Origin of the sequence: Methanohalophilus mahii DSM 5219 (assembly GCF_000025865.1) — an archaeon.
Classification (GTDB): domain Archaea; phylum Halobacteriota; class Methanosarcinia; order Methanosarcinales; family Methanosarcinaceae; genus Methanohalophilus; species Methanohalophilus mahii.
Window position 1 is genome coordinate 1041362 of sequence record NC_014002.1, and the last position, 17323, is coordinate 1058684.

Consider the following 17323-nt stretch of genomic DNA (forward strand, 5'->3'; position numbering starts at 1 on the left):
GATAAAGCATACCTGTGGAGAATGGAATTGGTTGAAATACGCTGGACAGAAGGGATTGATGGTTTTAATGAGGTCTATCAGGTACGCAGAAAAGTATTCATCGGTGAACAGAATGTCCCGGAAGAACTCAAAAGCGATGAAAATGATCCGATCGCCAGGCACATAACAATTTTTGATAAAAATAAACCAATTGCAATCGGAAGGTTGTTTGAAAAAATTATATGTTTTACACAGGCAGGGTATGAGGATTTGCCCATGTGCGGATACGCATGTATATGGGATAATACAAACTAATAAATAATATTGGAAATATACAAGATGTAGCATGAATCTTCGGTTGTTGTTTTTAGTAAGTATCATCTTTTTATTGATTCCATCGGGTAGTGCAGGGCAAAATCCAGAGGCGATGCAGAATCAGAGTGACTGGATTTTGCTCAAGCATTCTCATATAAATACAGATGAAGCAGGTTCTTCTATCCAGACCCAATCAGTAGTTCCTTTCGAAAAAGGATACTATATAGTGCAATTTACGGGAATCATCCAGCCAGAGTGGCAAGAGGAAATCCAAAATATCAGTGGTATTTATGGTTATATCCCTGAAAATGCCTATGTTCTCTATCTTAATGATACAAAAGCCAATCACATAAAGGCACTTCCCTATTTCAAATGGATGGGTAAAATAAAGCCTGAATATAAAATAGAACCCGAAATAAGGAAAACAAAGGGAAATATCACACTCAATATCAAATTATACAAAAATGATAGGGCCCTGAATACAACGGATTATATCGAAAAAATGGGAGGAATTGTGCTATCCGGCAATTCCAGATTATTGCAAGTGCATATTAATTCCTCACTTATTGATTCTATTGCTGCTTTAGAAAATGTTGAATGGATAGAAAAGCATCATAAACCTGTCATCTTAAACAATAATGCCTCCAGAATAATGAATGTAACAACCATTCACCAAAACTATAGCCTTACAGGATCAGGACAAATAATAGGAATTGCAGACACCGGAGTGGACACCGGATATAACAATGAATCGATGCATGATGATATAGAAGGACGTATCATCAATATCTCCTCATGGGGAGATGAGGATGCCTCGGACACCCATGGTCATGGTACCCATGTTGCAGGTTCAGCACTGGGCAACGGTTCACTGTCCGGAGGAAAATATAGCGGTACAGCCCCTGCAGCAAATTTGGTTTTCCAGGCAATCGGGGATGAAGATGGTGATCTGCCGGGTGTCAGTACTTCAGAAGATTTATTTGAACTACTCAGCTTTGCATATGCCAAAAATGCAAGAATTCATAGTAACAGCTGGGGAAATTCAAACAATTCCTATACGACTTATTCAGAAGTTGCAGATGAATTCATATGGAACCATACGGACATGTTGGTATTGTTTGCCGCCGGAAATTATGGTGAAAATGGAAGTTACACTGTGGGTTCACCTGCCACCGCCAAGAATATTCTCACAATCGGCGCCACGGAAAATCTGAGGCCTGAAAAAGACTCATTAGGGGATAATCCAGATGAAATAGCTTCTTTCAGTAGCCGGGGACCTACCGCTGATGGAAGGATCAAGCCCGACCTTGTGGCACCCGGGACCTGGATTATTTCCATCCGTTCAAGCAAAACAACCAATGAATCTATTTTCTGGGAACCACTCAATGACAGTTATGCCTACATGGGTGGCACCAGCATGGCTACTCCTCTTGCTGCCGGCACATCTGCTCTTGTCAGACAATATTACATGGAGAACCTATCCATAAGCCCATCTGCTGCATTGATCAAAGCAACCCTGATAAATGGGGCTGATGACCTTGGTTACAACAGAACAACACAGGGATGGGGAAGAATCAATCTCACTGCATCTCTTTATCCACCAGCACCTGCTGAGGTGGCATATTATGACAATATATCCCTGACTACCGGTGAAACATGGCAGACAAAACAATATGTTAAATCAAACCAGACACCTTTTAAGGCAACTCTTGTGTGGACCGATCATCCGGGAAGCACTAAAGCAGAAAAGGTGCTTGTGAACGATTTGGACTTTACAATCATGGTACCTAACGGCAGCATTCTTTATGGAAACGGTGGTGAGGGACCGGATCGGCTCAACAACATTGAACAGGTATTATTGGCTTCTCCTGATACAGGAAACTATACGTTATGTGTAAATGGATCAAATATTCCCGAAGGGCCCCAACCTTTTGCGTTTGTAGTTTCTGCAGATATTGATGTCACACCTCCAGCATCAATTACTGACCTTCATGCATCAAACATTGGATGCACATGGATCAACTGGACCTGGTCAAATCCGGATGATACTGACTTCAACCACACCATGGTATATCTTGATGGTGAATTAAAGGGAAATGTATCCAATGAATACTACAATGCAACCGACCTGTATCCAAATACAACCTACGAAATCGCCATCCGTACGGTTGATGTGAATGGTAACATCAACACAACCTGGCAAAACGATTCTGCTACTACAGATGAAGATACCCTGCTCCCCGTGGTTTACTCCGCATCTCTGGACAATTATACCCCGGGTATGGATGAAACGATCACTTTGAATGTCAATGCCACTGATGCAGAGAGTGGTATAGGAAATATCACCGCATTTATGGACGGAACATCACCGTCAATCCCCCTGGATTACAACACTACCTCCGGAAACTATACTGCTACCTTCTATGCTGAATACGGCTGGCACAGTATGAATATTTCTGTGACAGATAATGCCTCTAACACTCGCTGGGATAACAGTACTTCTTATGAAGGAAAAGATGTCACCTCCCCTGTTATCACTTCGGTAATTCTGGATAATCACATCCCTGAAGTTGGAGAATACATTGCCTTGAAAGTCAATGCCAGCGACAACATCGACATTATGGATGTCACCGCCTACAACGGTTCGATGTCCACTACTGTAGAACTGACATTAAACGATGGCAACTATACTGGTAACCTCCTTGCAAACCCCGGTCTCAATGCAGTGAATGTCTCAGCTACCGATACCTCCGGTAACACGGGTTGGTATAATGATACTTTTTACATTGCAGGAGATGATGAAAAACCCGTTATCAGTAATGTAAGCATTGATAGTCCTACTCCTTTTATTGGTGATCCTGTAATACTAGAGGTAAATACAAGTGATAATATTGGTATCCTCAATGTCACCGCCTACAACGGCTCGATGTCTTCTCCCATAGAACTGATTCTGGATACAGACGGCAACTATACCGGCACACTAATCGCAAATTCTGGAATCAATACCGTAAATATTTCAGCTACTGATGCTTCTGGCAATACAGCATGGGATAATTCCACCATCTATGACGGTCAGGACAAGCCAGGTGATTCCAATAACGAAAAAGGAAGTAGTGGAGGAGGCGGAGGTTCTGCAACAGGTGAGGAGTATTCCAACATAAAATTCAAAGATTTTTCCATTCGATCAGTCAAAGCTGAAGTACCCACCATCTATAATTTCGAAGAAAAAGAAAATCCGGTCATCGATATCGACCTTATATCGTCGAAAAATAGTGGCCAGGCAAAATTAATCATCGAAGTTCTGAAAAACACTTCGACACTAACAAATGAGCCACCAATTGATACAGTGTATATAAATCTCAATATTTGGGCAGGTAGTAGTGGATTTGAAAATCACATCCGGAATTCTTCAGTAACTTTCAAGGTGGAAAAAGAATGGATCACACAAGAGAATATCGACATCGAAAACATTCGTTTGGAAGTTTTTGAAGACGGTCAATGGATTTCACTGCCAACAGAATATATCGATGAGGTTGGTAATTATTTACATTTCAAAACTGCTACCGATAAATATCTAAATTCACCATTTGTAATTGCAGGAAGCGAAATGGAACAAAAGTCCAATGCCGAAAACGATAATGTTATTGCTGAAACTAATAACTTGAATACACAAAAAACAGACACAAATGAAAGTGTCAATAATGTATCAGGAGAAGCAGAGAAAAATGTATTAGGTTCAGAAAAAGTGATGGACAAGATGCTGCCTGCATGGATTTTGATAATAGCATTTATTGTAAGAAGAAAATTGGAATAAAAGATATAATTCTGTTATTTAAACAGATCACATATCTTTCTGACTATTCTGATAATAAATCATATTTTCAACACCTTTGCGTTCAGAGATATCATAGAACAACACCAGTGTACCCAGTAGTTTACCTGCTTCATTACGAATGGGAGAGCCGATTACATCTACAGGAATCCGGGTTTTGTTTTTAGTAACAAGCACTGTATGACTACCAAGGCCGTAAAACATACCTTCCTTCATGACTTTATGGATAGGATCATCTGCCTTTTCACCAGAAACTTCATTCTCAACCACGAAAACTTCTGACAAAGGCAAACCAATTGCTTCATCCTGATCCCAGCCGGTTAGGGCCTCTGCAAATGGGTTAATGAATTTGACCAGGCCTTCTTCATCTGTTGCAATTACTGCATCCCCGATACTGTTGAGCACAGCAGTAAGCCATTTCTGGCTTTCTTTGAGCCTGCGTTCCATTTCATATTTGTATAATGCAATTTCTATGTTTGTACGCAACTCGGACTCTTCAAATGGTTTGAGGATATAACCAAAAGGCTCAGTGAGCTTGGCCCTTCGCATTATACTGTCATCGGCATAAGCTGTAATATAGACTAAAGGAATATCATAATTGATTTTTATGAAATGAGCAGCTTCTACACCATCCATACCGTCTTTGAGCATTATATCCATGAGTATAAGATCCGGCAGGTCATCCTCACAGGATTTCAGTATGTCCAGTGCTTCACTACCACTGTAAGCAGGAATAATGTCATAATCATTCAATAGATAAGCCGTAAGTAATTCGACATTATCAGGCTCATCGTCGACTACAAGAATTTTTGTCCTTATCCCCTCATCTGCCATATTGACACCTGGTTATTATAGTTCCATCTGAACAGTATTGAACAGTATCTATCAAGTAAATTTCAAAAACCTTTGGTATTTGATTTTGTATATACATAGTTAGAGAGGGTAATATATAATGATTACTGATTAAAATCAGCAGTCAGCCTATTACATTCATATTAGATACCCATATTGAAGGGGTAATAATACTACCAACCATCCGGACATCATCTCCGGCACCTTTCACATTCCTGAGCAACTCAAAAATATTGCCTGACACCATAAGTGACTTGATCGGTTTTTCTATCTGGCCATCCTTAATCACAAAAGCATTGCGACCTTCCACTGAAAAATCCCCGGATATCGGGTTTGCGGTATGTGCACCTATTACATTTGTAACAAACACACCATCTTTTATCTCAGAAATTATGTCAGAAGCTGGATAGTCAAAAACTACATTGCGGGTGCCAACGCTTGGAGTGGAAGTATATGAACCTCTTACAGCATTGCCTGTACTGGACCGTTCTTCCTTACCAGCAGTATAGGAATCATAGATGTAAGATTTGAGTAAACCATCTTTGATAATCCCGGTGGATTGTGAAGGAGTACCCTCATCATCAGAAACCGAAGATGCAATACCTCCATTCAGGATACCGTCATCAGTTATTGTAAGGTTTCGGGCTGCAATATCGGTATTCAGTTTTCCTGTCAGGCTGGATCTGCCTTTCTGTATATTATCCGCCTCTAATGAAGATAAGAATGAAGATTCAATTATGTCCGAAAAGGCAAAGGGATGAAATACGACATCTTTCTGTCCGCTTTCCACAGAAACACCATTTTTGCATGAATTGGCCAGGTTTGCGGCTTCTTTCCCGATTCCATAGAAATCAATATCCATATCACGGGATATACGGAAATCGTATGCTGTAGATGGAACATCAGAAGTTGTGATCACATCAATAAAACCCGATACTGCAGTGCCCTTTTCCTCAACTTCAACACTATTAGTGTTCATGATAAGCTGGTTGGAAACCATACGAGAAAAGGAACCCGAAGGGGCCATTATATCGCTAAAAGAACAAACACCATCGATCATTTCTTTTGTCAGGGAGATGCAATCCTCAAGCTCAAGTTCATTGACCTTCTTACTGAAAATGCCATTCACAGCCGGATATTTACCATTAGAAGGTAGATTTTTCCAATCTTCATCTGAATTGCGCACCTTTGCCATTGCAATTGCACTATTCACAGTTTCCTCAAGCCGATTGAAAATGTTGGTACTTGCAAATCCTACTGCACCGTCTTTAACAACCCTTATCCCCAGCCCCTGACCTTGTTGGTTCCTGGCACTTTCGATAAGATTGCGACGGACACTTGCAGAAGTCACCTGATTTTCTGAGATAAATACCTCAGCCTCATCTGCTCCATATTTATTGGCAAATTCAAGGACTTTATTGCCAATATCGTAATTTTCCATTACTGGACACCTCCCACAAGGGCATCCGAAATAAGAAGATGGGGAGAGCCGTCTGATACCGGAACCGCCTGACCGCTTTTGCCACATCTACCCGAATGCATTTTAAGATCGTTTCCTACAAGTACAACATTTTTGAGGATTTGAAGAGTATTGCCAGACAGGGATACATCACGCACAAGGTCTCCGATTTCCCCATCTTCCACAATATAGCCTTTCTCGGCATTAAACTGAAAGACTCCTTCACCTGTATTAACCTGTCCACCACGGGAACCCGCAAGGTATATTCCGTCACCCAGTTCTTCCAGCATTTCATCAAGATTTGAATTTCCATTGTCAACATATGTATTACTCATTCTGACAACGGGTGCAGAATATCCCTGACTGCGACTGTTACCTGATGCGCCACCGAGTTTACCTGCGGTTTCTCTGGAATGTAGATATGAATTTAATATTCCATCCGTGATAATATCCGTTCTATGAGATTGCATTCCTTCTGCATCAAAGGGATAGTAACCGAATTTATGAAGGGTAGGGTCATCTATTATATTTACAAGGGGTGAAGCTATTTCTTCACCTATTCTATCTGCCAGGATTGAACTGCCTTCCAGCACCAGATCGGCTTCTGAGGCGTGCCCAACCGCTTCATGGGCAAATACTCCGGCAAGTTCAGGGTCAAGAATAACGGGACCTTTACCTCCTTTTGCCTGACGGGCACCCAACAAATCCACAGCTGTCTTTCCGGCAGATTGTGCCTTTTCCAGGATTTCAGGGTCACGGAACATTTCATAACCGCATACGTCAAAGTTGCTTTCTCTTCCTACCTGATAAGCTGCACCGTCTGAAGCAATGGCAGAAATTGCAAATCCAACTCTGGTAAGTTCATATTCGCAATCCGCACCTTCAGAATTTGTATAATGAATCTTCAGGGTAGATTCAGAGTATGATGCTGATGTACTGCTAATACCCTTACATGAAGCGTTATTGGAAAGATCTTTTAACAACTCAACCTTTTCTTCAACCGGAACATCCCGGGGATTTTCCTTTATAGAAGGCAGATTGTCAACATTGGGTTCACTGTAAGATGCAAGAGATACTTTTTCTCTTGGACTGTGTTTATCCACATCAGAAGCCAACTCTATAGCTGCTTTTATTGCAGCATCGATACCATCGACACCTTCAGATGAAGTATAACCCCATGAACCGCCACAAAGAGCACGTACCCCACAACCATTACCATAGTTGGTTTTTATGTCCTCTATCTTCCCATTGTCGAGAAGGATAGAAGTTGATTCACCCTCTATCCACCTCACATCATGAAATTCTGATTCTCTCATTTACTGGATTTCCTGTAAGTATTGTTTAACCGGGCACGGAGTCGGGAAGTTCCAGATCAACTTTCATATCTGTCAGCTCCTTGAGTTTTTCCCGCATTCCTTCCTTTTTGGAGCCCACAAGACTGTGCTCTATAACTTCGGATATTGTTTTGACAGGAATTATTTCGACCTGATCCTTGTAAGCTTCTTCAATCAATACATCATCCTTGTTTGTCCAGGGTATAATAACTTTTTTAATTCCACCCTGGGCTGCGGCTTCGATCTTGTAGGTTACACCGCCAACCGGCAATACGTCACCTCTTACAGACAAAGAACCGGTCATAGCCACACTCTGATCAACAGGTATGCCTTCAAGTGCCGAAATTACGGCAGTTGCAATGGATACAGAAGCACTGTCTCCCTCAACTCCTTCATAGGTACCGACAAACTGGATATGAATATCCCTATTCATTATGTTCTCGCCTGTTACCTTCTTGATAACTGCTGACACATTAAGAACCGCTTCCTTGGCAATATCCTTGAGCATACCGGTGGCAATTACTTTGCCTTCAGCATGTGATTGAGGAGGAGTTACTTCTGCCATTATAGGCAAGACGATTCCAGAATCTCCGCCCATTACAGCAAGCCCATTGACCTTACCGACAGCAGCACCTTTCCTGGAAAACAACTGGTAATCTTTTCTTCTTTCAAGATAGCTGTCAGCAAGCTGTTGTTCTATGGAGCGTGCCATGTTCTTGGCTGCAAGTACATGTTTTGCAGAGGTAATCTTTGCACTCTCAGCATGTGCAATATCTCCTGCTACCCTCACAAGTCCTCCAAGATCACGCAATTTCAAAGTTAGATGGCCTTTTCTTCCGGCCCGTCTGCGTGCTTCCTGTACGATTTCATCAACTGCGGACTGATCAAAATCAGGTATATGTCCATCCCGCTTAACTTCCTGTGCCACGAACCGAACAAGATACTTGCGGTTATCAGCAGTGTCTTCCATGGATTCACGCATGTAGAGCTCATATCCATAACCCTTTATACGTGACCTGAGTGCAGGATGCATTTTTTCCACAGCATCCAGATTACCTGCAGATACCATTATAAAGTCACAGGGAACAGGTTCTGTTTTCACAAGGGCACCGGAACTGCGTTCTGACTGACCTGTAATCGGATATTCTTTCTCCTGTATTGCCGTAAGCAGGCTCTGCTGGGATTCAATTCTGAGAGTGTTGATCTCATCAATGAATAGTACACCCTTGTGGGATTTGTGAATGTCTCCACTCTCTACCCTGTCATGGGAAGGAGTTTCCAGACCTCCTGACTGGAATGGGTCATGCCTGACGTCTCCGAGAAGGGCCCCTGCATGGGTACCGGTAGCATCAATATAAGGAGCATTGTCCTGTTCGTAATTTGAAACCAGCAGTTTTGGGACCATCATTTCTTCTTTTGGCATAAAGTTCTTTGCAAGAATCAGCATCATTATAGCTGCAATGATACCCCAGAGAAGTTGACCCACATAGAAAGAATACATCACAATACCAAAAATAAGGAACATCATCAACATATTCCTTGATTGGGATTTCTTTCTGGCCTCCATTTTATGAGCCATAACAATCTCCCTGCCCTTTCCGGCAGGAACAGTACGAATACGTGGATTGTTGTTGTCTTCAACGTTGGGATATGCAAGGATATCCTGCAGTTCCTCCTTTGGAAGCAATTCTGCCATTGCCTTTGCAAGCATGGATTTGCCGGTACCTGGAGTACCGATCATCATAACATGTCTTCGCTGGCTTGCAGCTTTTTTGACAACCTCCACTGCATGCTCCTGACCAATGATCTGATCGATCAATAGTTTAGGCACTTCGATGGAACTGGTGGTGTCAAATGATTCTTCCAATTCCTCATCTTTAGAAGCCATTTCTTCCGCCATAGTTTACTCACGTTTAAATCAATATTAAAAGTTCACAATCTCTAGAGTCTATCAAAAGTATATAATCAATGTATTGGCATGATGCATGAAGTAAACTCATTTCTGATAAATATATTTAACCGTTCAACTTGTCCTTTTCGGGAAAAATTGCATTGCATATTGTGACAATAATGTTTGTTTATTTCCAAGTCCATAACATAATTACAGTGAACATAAAGTACAATAAATTTGTTAAAAGGAAGAAACATTCTATATATAAAGACTTGTATAGTAATCAGCGGTGTACCAATGGAAAGGCTATCTACAGGAATTCAGGGTCTTGACAAAAAGATTGGTGATGGATACCCGGGGAAAAAAGGAATTCTTATCACCGGTGCTCCCGGATCAGGTAAAACGATTTTTGCAATGCACGCAATAAACCAGGCATGTACAGATGGGAAAAAATCTGTAATAATGGCAACAGAAGAGACCGAAGAAGATATTACCCAACAGGCCAAAATGTTTGATTTTCCTTTTGACAAATATATAGAAAGCGGTTTACTTGAAGTTGTAAAAATCCTGGAAATGAGAAGCCGTAGCGTAACTAAAGCTGCTGAAATGATAGATGGATTGAGTTTAAAAGAGGTTGACATCATAAGCCTGCCTGAACTGATACCTTATGATGCCGAAGTAATCGTAATAGACAATATCGGAGTTTTCGCAATTGGTTTAACACCGCGTGAATTTCGTGATCAGTTTGATACACTGAATCTTTTACTTTCACAAAAAGATGTGACAACACTTTTTGTAATGGATGAGGCTGCCCACCAGATGACCCGTGGGGTTGCAGATTACTCGACCTTTGGCAATATCGATTTATTGGTAAAAGAAAATCCATATACAGGAAAAATGGAACGTTTTGTTTTCATACCAAAGATGAGAAATACACCCATTTCACTTGACCCCATCCCGTTTGATATTACATCTAAAGGCATAGATATAAAGGGTAGGAAAGATAATTGACAGCACTTTTTTTAAAAAGACTTATTAATCAAGTATCCCAACCATAACATAGAAAATATGGAAAGCGAAATCCCACCCAAAATACTCATCGTAGATGATGAACCACAAAATCTGGATCTAATGGAAGCATACCTTTCCCACTTATATGAAATTACGCTGGCTGAAAGTGGAGAGGAATGCCTCCAAAAAGTGGAAGAAAAAGACATAGATCTTATTCTTCTTGACATTATGATGCCGGGTATGAGTGGCTATGATGTTGCTAAAACTTTAAAGGAATCAGAAAGTACACGCCATATCCCGATCATTATGGTAACCGCACTATCTGAAAAAGAGGATCGCATTAAAAGTATTGAAGTTGGTGCCGATGATTTTCTTACAAAACCCGTAAACCGTGTGGAACTCCTAACCCGTGTAAAGTCATTGTTGCGCATCAAAAGCCTCCACGATGAGCTGGTGGCTGAAAAAGAACATCTTAAAATGCAAAACCATATTCGCAGGGTTTTGACCTCAATTATTCCCGCACTACTAAGTAGTGCGCCACCTGAACAGAAGAAAATAATCATTCGTCAAATGGTTGATATGGTAGAAGATATTGTACGTAGTTCATGCACTGATTGTGAGAAGGAAATTAAAGATTCACAAGATGTAGCCAGAATTTGCTGTGAGGCCATGAATCAACTGGGAGCCAGTTATTTTGTGGACGGTGACGGTGATCAAAGTGGGTGTTCAACAATAAAAGCACACAAGTGTCCATGGGGAGAAGAAAGTAAAATAAACCCCATTATGTGCAACCTCACTACCGGTGTATTCTCAAAGATGGTAAACGGAGTCACCGATGGAGAAGTTAACGTCAATAAAACAATGGGTAATGGGGATGACCACTGTTGTTTTGATATTTGTATAGAAGGAGAATGAGAGTTCATTCTCCTTTGAGTTTCAGGATACGGATTGCCATATGGGCAGCATTTGCCCCGTTATCAATACCAACAGCTGCAACCGGTACACCGGGTGGCATCTGTGCTGTGGACAATAATGCATCCAGCCCCCCAAGCTTTGCACCAACAGGCACCCCGATAACAGGTTTGCCAGTCTTTGATGCTATCACACCGGGAAGTGCGGCTGAAAGTCCGGCTATCGCAATGTAAACGAAAGCATCGTCCTTACCTACATATTCTTCCAGTTCATCGGGATTACGGTGGGCAGAAATTACCTGTACATCATAACTGTAATCTGTGTTGTCCAATACATTGGTTACACGATTCGAAATCGCCCTGTCCGATTCAGATCCCATAACTATTGCAATATCTACCATTTTTGTACCTCATTTTAGGGAAGATTACCTTCGCCGCTTAATTCATGTTGCCTTTCTATATTCATCTGTATAAGGAGATTGAAAATCTGCTTTACCACAGTGGAGTCTAAACCTTTTTCAATAGCAATAGACACAGCTCTTTCTATCACCACATCATTTTGCCTGTTGTCATTGATAGGAAGGTTGGCCTGGTGTTTGTATTTCAAAATATCATCTGCAAATTCAACTCTTTTTGCAATGAGTTCCACCAGTTCCCTATCAATATTCTCGATCTCCTGTCTTACATTTTCGATTGTCATAAAAACCAACAGTTCCCTGGTTTAAATTGCTCCCTCATTATTGATCTTCGTCCTTATCAGCTTTCCGCCTGTACCACCCTTTTCCCAGGCCTTTGCAACTTTGTCCAGAACGGAGCTATCTCCCATTGCCACATATGCAGGACCGGTACCAGAAAGGGTGACGCCTTCAATACCACTTTCAAGGGCTATCATCATTGGTTCGGTATCAAAACCCAAAGCACCACAATAAAGAAAACCATTTAATGTCATTGCTTTCTCAAATTCCCGATGGATAACAAGGTCATAAGCCATGTCTATCCAGGGTCCAATTAATTTTGATCTTGCTACATCAGTATCCGAACTATATGCCTTTTGAGGAGGAACAAAAACAAGTACTTCACTATCTTTCTTGATACGTTTAAAAAGGATATCTTCCCTGTTATCAGTTACTACCACACCACCAAAAAAAGATGCACAGGCATCATCGAAAGCCCCCGTGATTGTCACTCCGGATTTTTTGGCAGCTTCGACTCCCAATTTCACCATATCCAGAGGTTCCATTGATTCTTTTATGGCATCCAGAGTAGCAATAATAACAGCATTCGCCGCAGCACTGCTACTTTTTAGCCCGCTTGCATGAGGGATTTCACTTCTTGTATGTACCGTACCCTGCATTTTCAAATTAAAAAGATCGAGAGTTATGCCAACTGCATTCTCGATCAGCGTGGTATCCATATCCTCATTTTCTTCAATGCTGCCTTCTATAGGACCATCGCCCTGTGATAATTCAACCCTGGCAAAAGTCTTGAGGTCCAATCCAAAAGCTGCACCTTTCCAGGTAGAAATTGCATTGAGGATGGTGCCTGCACCCAAAGCTTGCCCATATCCTGTTACAGTCATGAAAAATCTCTCCTTATCTCAGAGTTGCTGTTCAAACATTTCTTTAAGCTTACTTATATCAGCAATAACCGATTCCCGTTCTAATTCAACGGGATTTTGCTCCCTGCTGTATTTATCCGTCAACTTGTCAATAAAATCAAGTTCAACATGAGCAGAAGTAAATTCCGGACGGTATGAAGACAAATCTTCAAGCGGTATTACTGCAACACTGCCCTTTGTAGTCTTTGCTTCCAATCCTTTAACTACAAGTGAATAATTGAATTCCAGGAAACCATATGTACGAGCCAGGTTCCTGGAGGTATCCTGAACCTGTTGTGCCCGTTTTGCATTCATACGCCGATAGGCAGCAGTTGAATCTTTATATTCCAGAAAACAGACCCTGTTTTCTCTCCACCAGACAGCATCATATTCTGCAAGAGTGGATGAATTGCGGGAAGCCAGAACATTGAACAATACACCATTTACATCCGAAATGTCCAGATTTTGTCGAAAATCATATTCAGATTCTACAATATCGGGCCTGGTGCGCAGGCTGTAAGGCTCTTGTTTTCTAAATTCCAGCATAGATGGAAATAAAGCTACCTTTTATTTAAAATTGACCAAGGAAGAGAAAAAAGGGAAATTATCTCCTTATATCCTTCTTCCCCATTTTGATATCTCCGACACCCAGGAAAGTAAACCTTGTTTCCATTGGAACACCGACCCCATGCACCTGAACATCCTTGCGGTCAACATCTATAGTAATTTCACCCTCGTCCAGTTCGGCTTCATGCATATAATCCATTATCAGTCTATGACCGATCTCTCTGGCAGCCTCCACAGCCTCTTCATGGGACTTGAAAGTTTCATTTCCGCCGGGATAGAACATTGATACTGAAGAAGGACGCAGATTATATTTGGATTCGCCAAAATTCGGACGAATCAGAACTTCGATACGCTTTATTCCCTTACCTGCAAGCGCCCCTACAGCATTGCCCACCTCGGCATATTCAGGCAGGATTATTTCTGCATCTACTAACCTTTGTATATCATTTACATAGGCCTGTACGGGACCTCCAAGCAGCACCACGGGAACATCCACATGAAATCCGCCATAATGATTGCCACGGACAACTTTATTGATCTGTGAATCCTCGAGATCATGGAAGACATAGGAAAGAAGGTTCTGTGCCATGTTCTTTGCAACTTCATCCTTAACTTTACCGGCGATTTCATCGGCATCCAGGTCTGCAAAATATCCAAGTATTTCTGCACCTACTCTTGATGCTTCAATGTCCCACTCATCATATTCCCCAAGAACATGAAGGGCGTCCGTTGGAGTAAAACCTATAGCCTGTACCAGACGTTTCTGGATCAGGCTTGCCATGACCATAGGCGATGGCAGTGCCTTGCTGTCCCAGTAGATTTCACTCACTGTCAGGGGTTCATCCTTTATTCGAGAAAGAAGATCTTCTTCACGATCTGTAAGTTCAATGGGTTCCTGTTTGGTCCTGATAAAGAATTTAGTGGGCTGGATATTTTCCCCCAGCTGGCTTTTCAGGATACTCTGCCCTTTCTTGAGTTTTGTAACGATTTCCGGATATTTACTGGCAGCCACACAGAGAGGAATGACCCGACGTGGACCTATGAAAACATTATGATTCTTGACCCACACATGACTGTCCCCACCCATTGCAGAGGTTTCCATTCTGATGGCTTCTACCTTGGTTGGCCAACCACCAACAGTTGCCCCTTCATCTGTTATTTCAGGGAGATTATCAATAACCATAGCAACGTCTGTACTTGTACCTCCGACATCAATGACCAGACAATCTTTGCTTTTGGCAAGATATGAAGCCCCAACAAGGCTTGCTGCAGGACCGGTAAATATTGATTCTATCGGGTGTTTGAGAGCTTCTTTCATACCCACTATGGAACCGTCGCATTTGAGCATCATGAGTTTTGCATCGATTCCCCTTCGACCTATCTCAGATGCAACTGTTTCCATAAACCGGGTAGATATGGGCAAAAGCTGGGCGTTTAGATAGGCTGTAACACCTCTTTCATATGCTCCCAGGGACTGGGAAAGTTCATGACCACAGATTACAGGCAAACCGGTCATTTCATCTATAACTTCCCTTGCCTTCAATTCATGTTCCGGGTTTCTTACACTAAAATATGAAGAAACCGCAAATGCTGATACCTTATCCTGAACTTTTCCTACAAATTCTTTTATAGAATCCATGTCAAGGGAATTTTTTTCGTTCCCTCCGGAAGAATGCCCCCCCTGTACTGATATTGAATACTTGATTGATGAGTCGTTTGGAACCTCTTCCCCTATCATGATAAGGGCTACCGGATAACCTGTGCCTTCCAGAATAGTATTGGTCGCAAGAGTAGTAGAGACCGATACCAGAGATACTTTTTCCATGTATGACTGGTCCAGACCGTCAAGCACTTCCTGAATTCCATCCAGTAAATCCGGATAGGTCGTGCGGGCCTTTCCATGATCAATAATCTTCCCATCCGAATCCCGCAGGATTACGGCATCTGTATATGTTCCACCGGCATCTATACCAAGACTGTATTTCATTTGAACCCTCTGGCAATTTTTTAATTAGAAGACTATGATATTTAATTTTAGATCAATTTTTTAATTCCTCTAATGCAACAATACCGTCAACCTGCACAACGATAAAACTTTCGCTTTTTTCAAGTAACAAAGGAGGTTTTTCCTTATTACTTAAACATAATGAAATACTGAAAATACACCTGTATTTCAGCAGTTGTGTTTACATTCAATAACCATCAATTTTTCAAAAAACGAACGTGTCTCAGCTACCACATAGGCACTGAAACCCTCTCGCTCCATGATATCAAATACTTCCCTCCTACCTGTAAGGGAAGAAATGAATAGCAGAACACTCCCACCGGGTTTGAGATAGTCGGATACTTCAGCAAAAAAGGTTGCTATAATATCCCTTCCCTCAACTCCTCCATCAAAAGCATAATTGAGCCACCCCTCTAACTTTTCTTCTTCGGAAGTCGGGAGATAGGGGGGGTTAAACAGTATGACATCAAAATATGCTTTTTTTGTGAGTCCGCCAAAAAGGTTACTGCGGAAAACCTGAATACCGTTTTTATATGCGCATTCAAGAGCATCAGGATTTATGTCACAACCTGTAGGTTCTACGTTCTTATTAGCGGCAACCACTGCAGAAACAAAGCCGCTTCCCACGCCCATTTCCAGCACTTTCATGCCATCACTTATGCGGTCTATTGCAACATCTGCAAGCAGGAAAGAATCTTCCGCAGGTTCATACACATCATTTTCAATGCTAACAAAAGCATTGCGATATGAAATGGGAGCCATTAGTTATCCCTTGCTTCATAGATAATATTTGATATGGTTGCAAAATCTTCAGGGAAAAGCTGCTCGGCACGTTTTCCCAGGAAATCTTCAGGAATTAAACGAAGAATATCTTCCTAGTCTGCCAGAGGAGGATTACATTTTGTAAGAGCATTTTTCATTTTCTTGCGCCTCTGGCCAAAGGCAGCCTCCACAACCCTGAAGAAGAGTTGCTCATTCTTCACCTCAAAAGCCGGTGGCCGGGGTACCACTTCAACTACTGCAGACCAGACTTTTGGAGCGGGAGTAAAAGCAGAGGGAGAAATTTTGCGAAGGAGTCTAACATCAGCAAAATACTGTGTATCCACTGAAAGCCGACCATAATTCTTAGAACCTGGGGCTTCTACCATTCTTCTGGCAAACTCGTACTGATACATTAAAATCCCTTTTTCAAAACCGTGGTTAAGAAGGCGGAAAGTTATGGGAGAAGAGATCGAATAGGGTAAATTTGCTACCACTTTATTGAAGGTAGGCAGTTCAACCTTCATTGCGTCCCCTTCAATTATATCAATATTGGATACATTATGGAATCGATCCTGCAGCACTGCCACCAGACGGGAATCCCGTTCAATCACAATAACCCTGCCTGCCCTGGAAACCAGACGCTCTGTAAGATTACCGATCCCGCCACCTATCTCAAGAACGACATCATCAATTTGCAGGTCTGCAGCTTCTGCTATTGAATCCAGTATCGGTTCATTTACCAAAAAATGTTGGTCAAGGGAGCCACCCCTGATCCCATATTTTTTAAGAATAGAGTATACCAAACCTA

Annotated in this window: 15 protein-coding genes; 4 read left to right on the forward strand and 11 right to left on the reverse strand. The window is 41.7% G+C overall.

The genetic code is table 11. From position 1 onward, the window contains the following. The first annotated feature begins 21 nt into the window (after positions 1–21). Together MMAH_RS05100 and MMAH_RS05105 are read left to right on the forward strand one after the other, a co-directional pair. Positions 22–294 (forward strand): GNAT family N-acetyltransferase, encoded by a 273-nt coding sequence (locus MMAH_RS05100; RefSeq protein WP_048902126.1) that lies wholly within the window; start codon positions 22–24, stop codon positions 292–294. A 112-nt stretch (positions 295–406) separates the two neighbouring features. Further along, the gene (locus tag MMAH_RS05105) at positions 407–4108 is read left to right on the forward strand and encodes a S8 family serine peptidase (RefSeq protein WP_013037476.1); all 3702 of its coding nucleotides are present in this window, start codon (positions 407–409) and stop codon (positions 4106–4108) included. Between the two features lie 27 nt (positions 4109–4135). On the opposite strand, the gene MMAH_RS05110 is transcribed toward MMAH_RS05105, so the two are convergent. From MMAH_RS05110 to lonB, 4 genes are all read right to left on the reverse strand, one after another. After that, positions 4136–4960 (reverse strand): ATP-binding response regulator, encoded by an 825-nt coding sequence (locus MMAH_RS05110; protein ID WP_013037477.1) that lies wholly within the window; start codon positions 4958–4960, stop codon positions 4136–4138. A 142-nt stretch (positions 4961–5102) separates the two neighbouring features. After that, complete coding sequence (locus tag MMAH_RS05115) at positions 5103–6419, reverse strand: TldD/PmbA family protein (protein WP_013037478.1); 1317 nt, start codon at positions 6417–6419, stop codon at positions 5103–5105. Continuing rightward, positions 6419–7753 carry a TldD/PmbA family protein gene (locus MMAH_RS05120; RefSeq protein WP_013037479.1) on the reverse strand — a complete coding sequence of 445 codons (1335 nt, stop codon included), beginning with the start codon at positions 7751–7753 and terminating at the stop codon, positions 6419–6421. The genes MMAH_RS05115 and MMAH_RS05120 overlap by 1 nt, the downstream gene beginning before the upstream one ends. Before the next feature lie 25 nt (positions 7754–7778). Continuing rightward, positions 7779–9671 (reverse strand): ATP-dependent protease LonB, encoded by a 1893-nt coding sequence (gene lonB, locus MMAH_RS05125; protein WP_048902127.1) that lies wholly within the window; start codon positions 9669–9671, stop codon positions 7779–7781. Positions 9672–9959: 288 nt separating this feature from the next. On the opposite strand from lonB, the gene MMAH_RS05130 reads away from it, so the two are divergent. Together MMAH_RS05130 and MMAH_RS05135 are read left to right on the forward strand one after the other, a co-directional pair. Then, positions 9960–10673, forward strand: a complete 714-nt coding sequence (locus MMAH_RS05130) for an RAD55 family ATPase (protein ID WP_013037481.1) — start codon at positions 9960–9962, stop codon at positions 10671–10673. Between the two features lie 57 nt (positions 10674–10730). After that, entirely contained in the window at positions 10731–11588 is an 858-nt protein-coding gene (locus tag MMAH_RS05135; protein WP_013037482.1) for a methanogen output domain 1-containing protein, read from the forward strand. Positions 11589–11592: 4 nt separating this feature from the next. Here the strand turns inward: MMAH_RS05135 and MMAH_RS05140 are convergent, their stop codons facing one another. The 7 genes from MMAH_RS05140 to rsmA form a co-directional block, all read right to left on the reverse strand. Continuing rightward, complete coding sequence (locus MMAH_RS05140) at positions 11593–11985, reverse strand: 5-(carboxyamino)imidazole ribonucleotide mutase (protein ID WP_013037483.1); 393 nt, start codon at positions 11983–11985, stop codon at positions 11593–11595. Between the two features lie 14 nt (positions 11986–11999). Continuing rightward, positions 12000–12284: a chorismate mutase gene (locus MMAH_RS05145; RefSeq protein ID WP_013037484.1), complete on the reverse strand. Its 285-nt coding sequence runs from the start codon at positions 12282–12284 to the stop codon at positions 12000–12002. A 21-nt stretch (positions 12285–12305) separates the two neighbouring features. Continuing rightward, positions 12306–13163 carry a shikimate kinase gene (locus tag MMAH_RS05150; protein WP_013037485.1) on the reverse strand — a complete coding sequence of 286 codons (858 nt, stop codon included), beginning with the start codon at positions 13161–13163 and terminating at the stop codon, positions 12306–12308. Between the two features lie 18 nt (positions 13164–13181). Further along, positions 13182–13727: a hypothetical protein gene (locus MMAH_RS05155; RefSeq protein WP_013037486.1), complete on the reverse strand. Its 546-nt coding sequence runs from the start codon at positions 13725–13727 to the stop codon at positions 13182–13184. 58 nt (positions 13728–13785) lie between these two features. Further along, positions 13786–15735 (reverse strand): hydantoinase/oxoprolinase N-terminal domain-containing protein, encoded by a 1950-nt coding sequence (locus MMAH_RS05160; RefSeq protein ID WP_013037487.1) that lies wholly within the window; start codon positions 15733–15735, stop codon positions 13786–13788. Positions 15736–15921: 186 nt separating this feature from the next. Beyond that, a complete protein-coding gene (locus tag MMAH_RS05165; RefSeq protein WP_013037488.1) occupies positions 15922–16515 on the reverse strand; it encodes a HemK2/MTQ2 family protein methyltransferase in 594 nt (197 codons plus the stop codon). A 113-nt stretch (positions 16516–16628) separates the two neighbouring features. Further along, entirely contained in the window at positions 16629–17318 is a 690-nt protein-coding gene (gene rsmA / locus MMAH_RS05170) for a 16S rRNA (adenine(1518)-N(6)/adenine(1519)-N(6))-dimethyltransferase RsmA (protein ID WP_013037489.1), read from the reverse strand. Between the last annotated feature and the right edge of the window lie 5 nt (positions 17319–17323).

Coding starts and splice junctions, on each gene's coding strand:
- MMAH_RS05100 (WP_048902126.1), top strand. CDS start 22: ATGGAATTGGTTGAAATACGCTGGACAGAAGGGATTGATGGTTTTAAT.
- MMAH_RS05105 (WP_013037476.1), top strand. CDS start 407: ATGCAGAATCAGAGTGACTGGATTTTGCTCAAGCATTCTCATATAAAT.
- MMAH_RS05110 (WP_013037477.1), bottom strand. CDS start 4,960: ATGGCAGATGAGGGGATAAGGACAAAAATTCTTGTAGTCGACGATGAG.
- MMAH_RS05115 (WP_013037478.1), bottom strand. CDS start 6,419: ATGGAAAATTACGATATTGGCAATAAAGTCCTTGAATTTGCCAATAAA.
- MMAH_RS05120 (WP_013037479.1), bottom strand. CDS start 7,753: ATGAGAGAATCAGAATTTCATGATGTGAGGTGGATAGAGGGTGAATCA.
- lonB (WP_048902127.1), bottom strand. CDS start 9,671: ATGGCGGAAGAAATGGCTTCTAAAGATGAGGAATTGGAAGAATCATTT.
- MMAH_RS05130 (WP_013037481.1), top strand. CDS start 9,960: ATGGAAAGGCTATCTACAGGAATTCAGGGTCTTGACAAAAAGATTGGT.
- MMAH_RS05135 (WP_013037482.1), top strand. CDS start 10,731: ATGGAAAGCGAAATCCCACCCAAAATACTCATCGTAGATGATGAACCA.
- MMAH_RS05140 (WP_013037483.1), bottom strand. CDS start 11,985: ATGGTAGATATTGCAATAGTTATGGGATCTGAATCGGACAGGGCGATT.
- MMAH_RS05145 (WP_013037484.1), bottom strand. CDS start 12,284: ATGACAATCGAAAATGTAAGACAGGAGATCGAGAATATTGATAGGGAA.
- MMAH_RS05150 (WP_013037485.1), bottom strand. CDS start 13,163: ATGACTGTAACAGGATATGGGCAAGCTTTGGGTGCAGGCACCATCCTC.
- MMAH_RS05155 (WP_013037486.1), bottom strand. CDS start 13,727: ATGCTGGAATTTAGAAAACAAGAGCCTTACAGCCTGCGCACCAGGCCC.
- MMAH_RS05160 (WP_013037487.1), bottom strand. CDS start 15,735: ATGAAATACAGTCTTGGTATAGATGCCGGTGGAACATATACAGATGCC.
- MMAH_RS05165 (WP_013037488.1), bottom strand. CDS start 16,515: ATGGCTCCCATTTCATATCGCAATGCTTTTGTTAGCATTGAAAATGAT.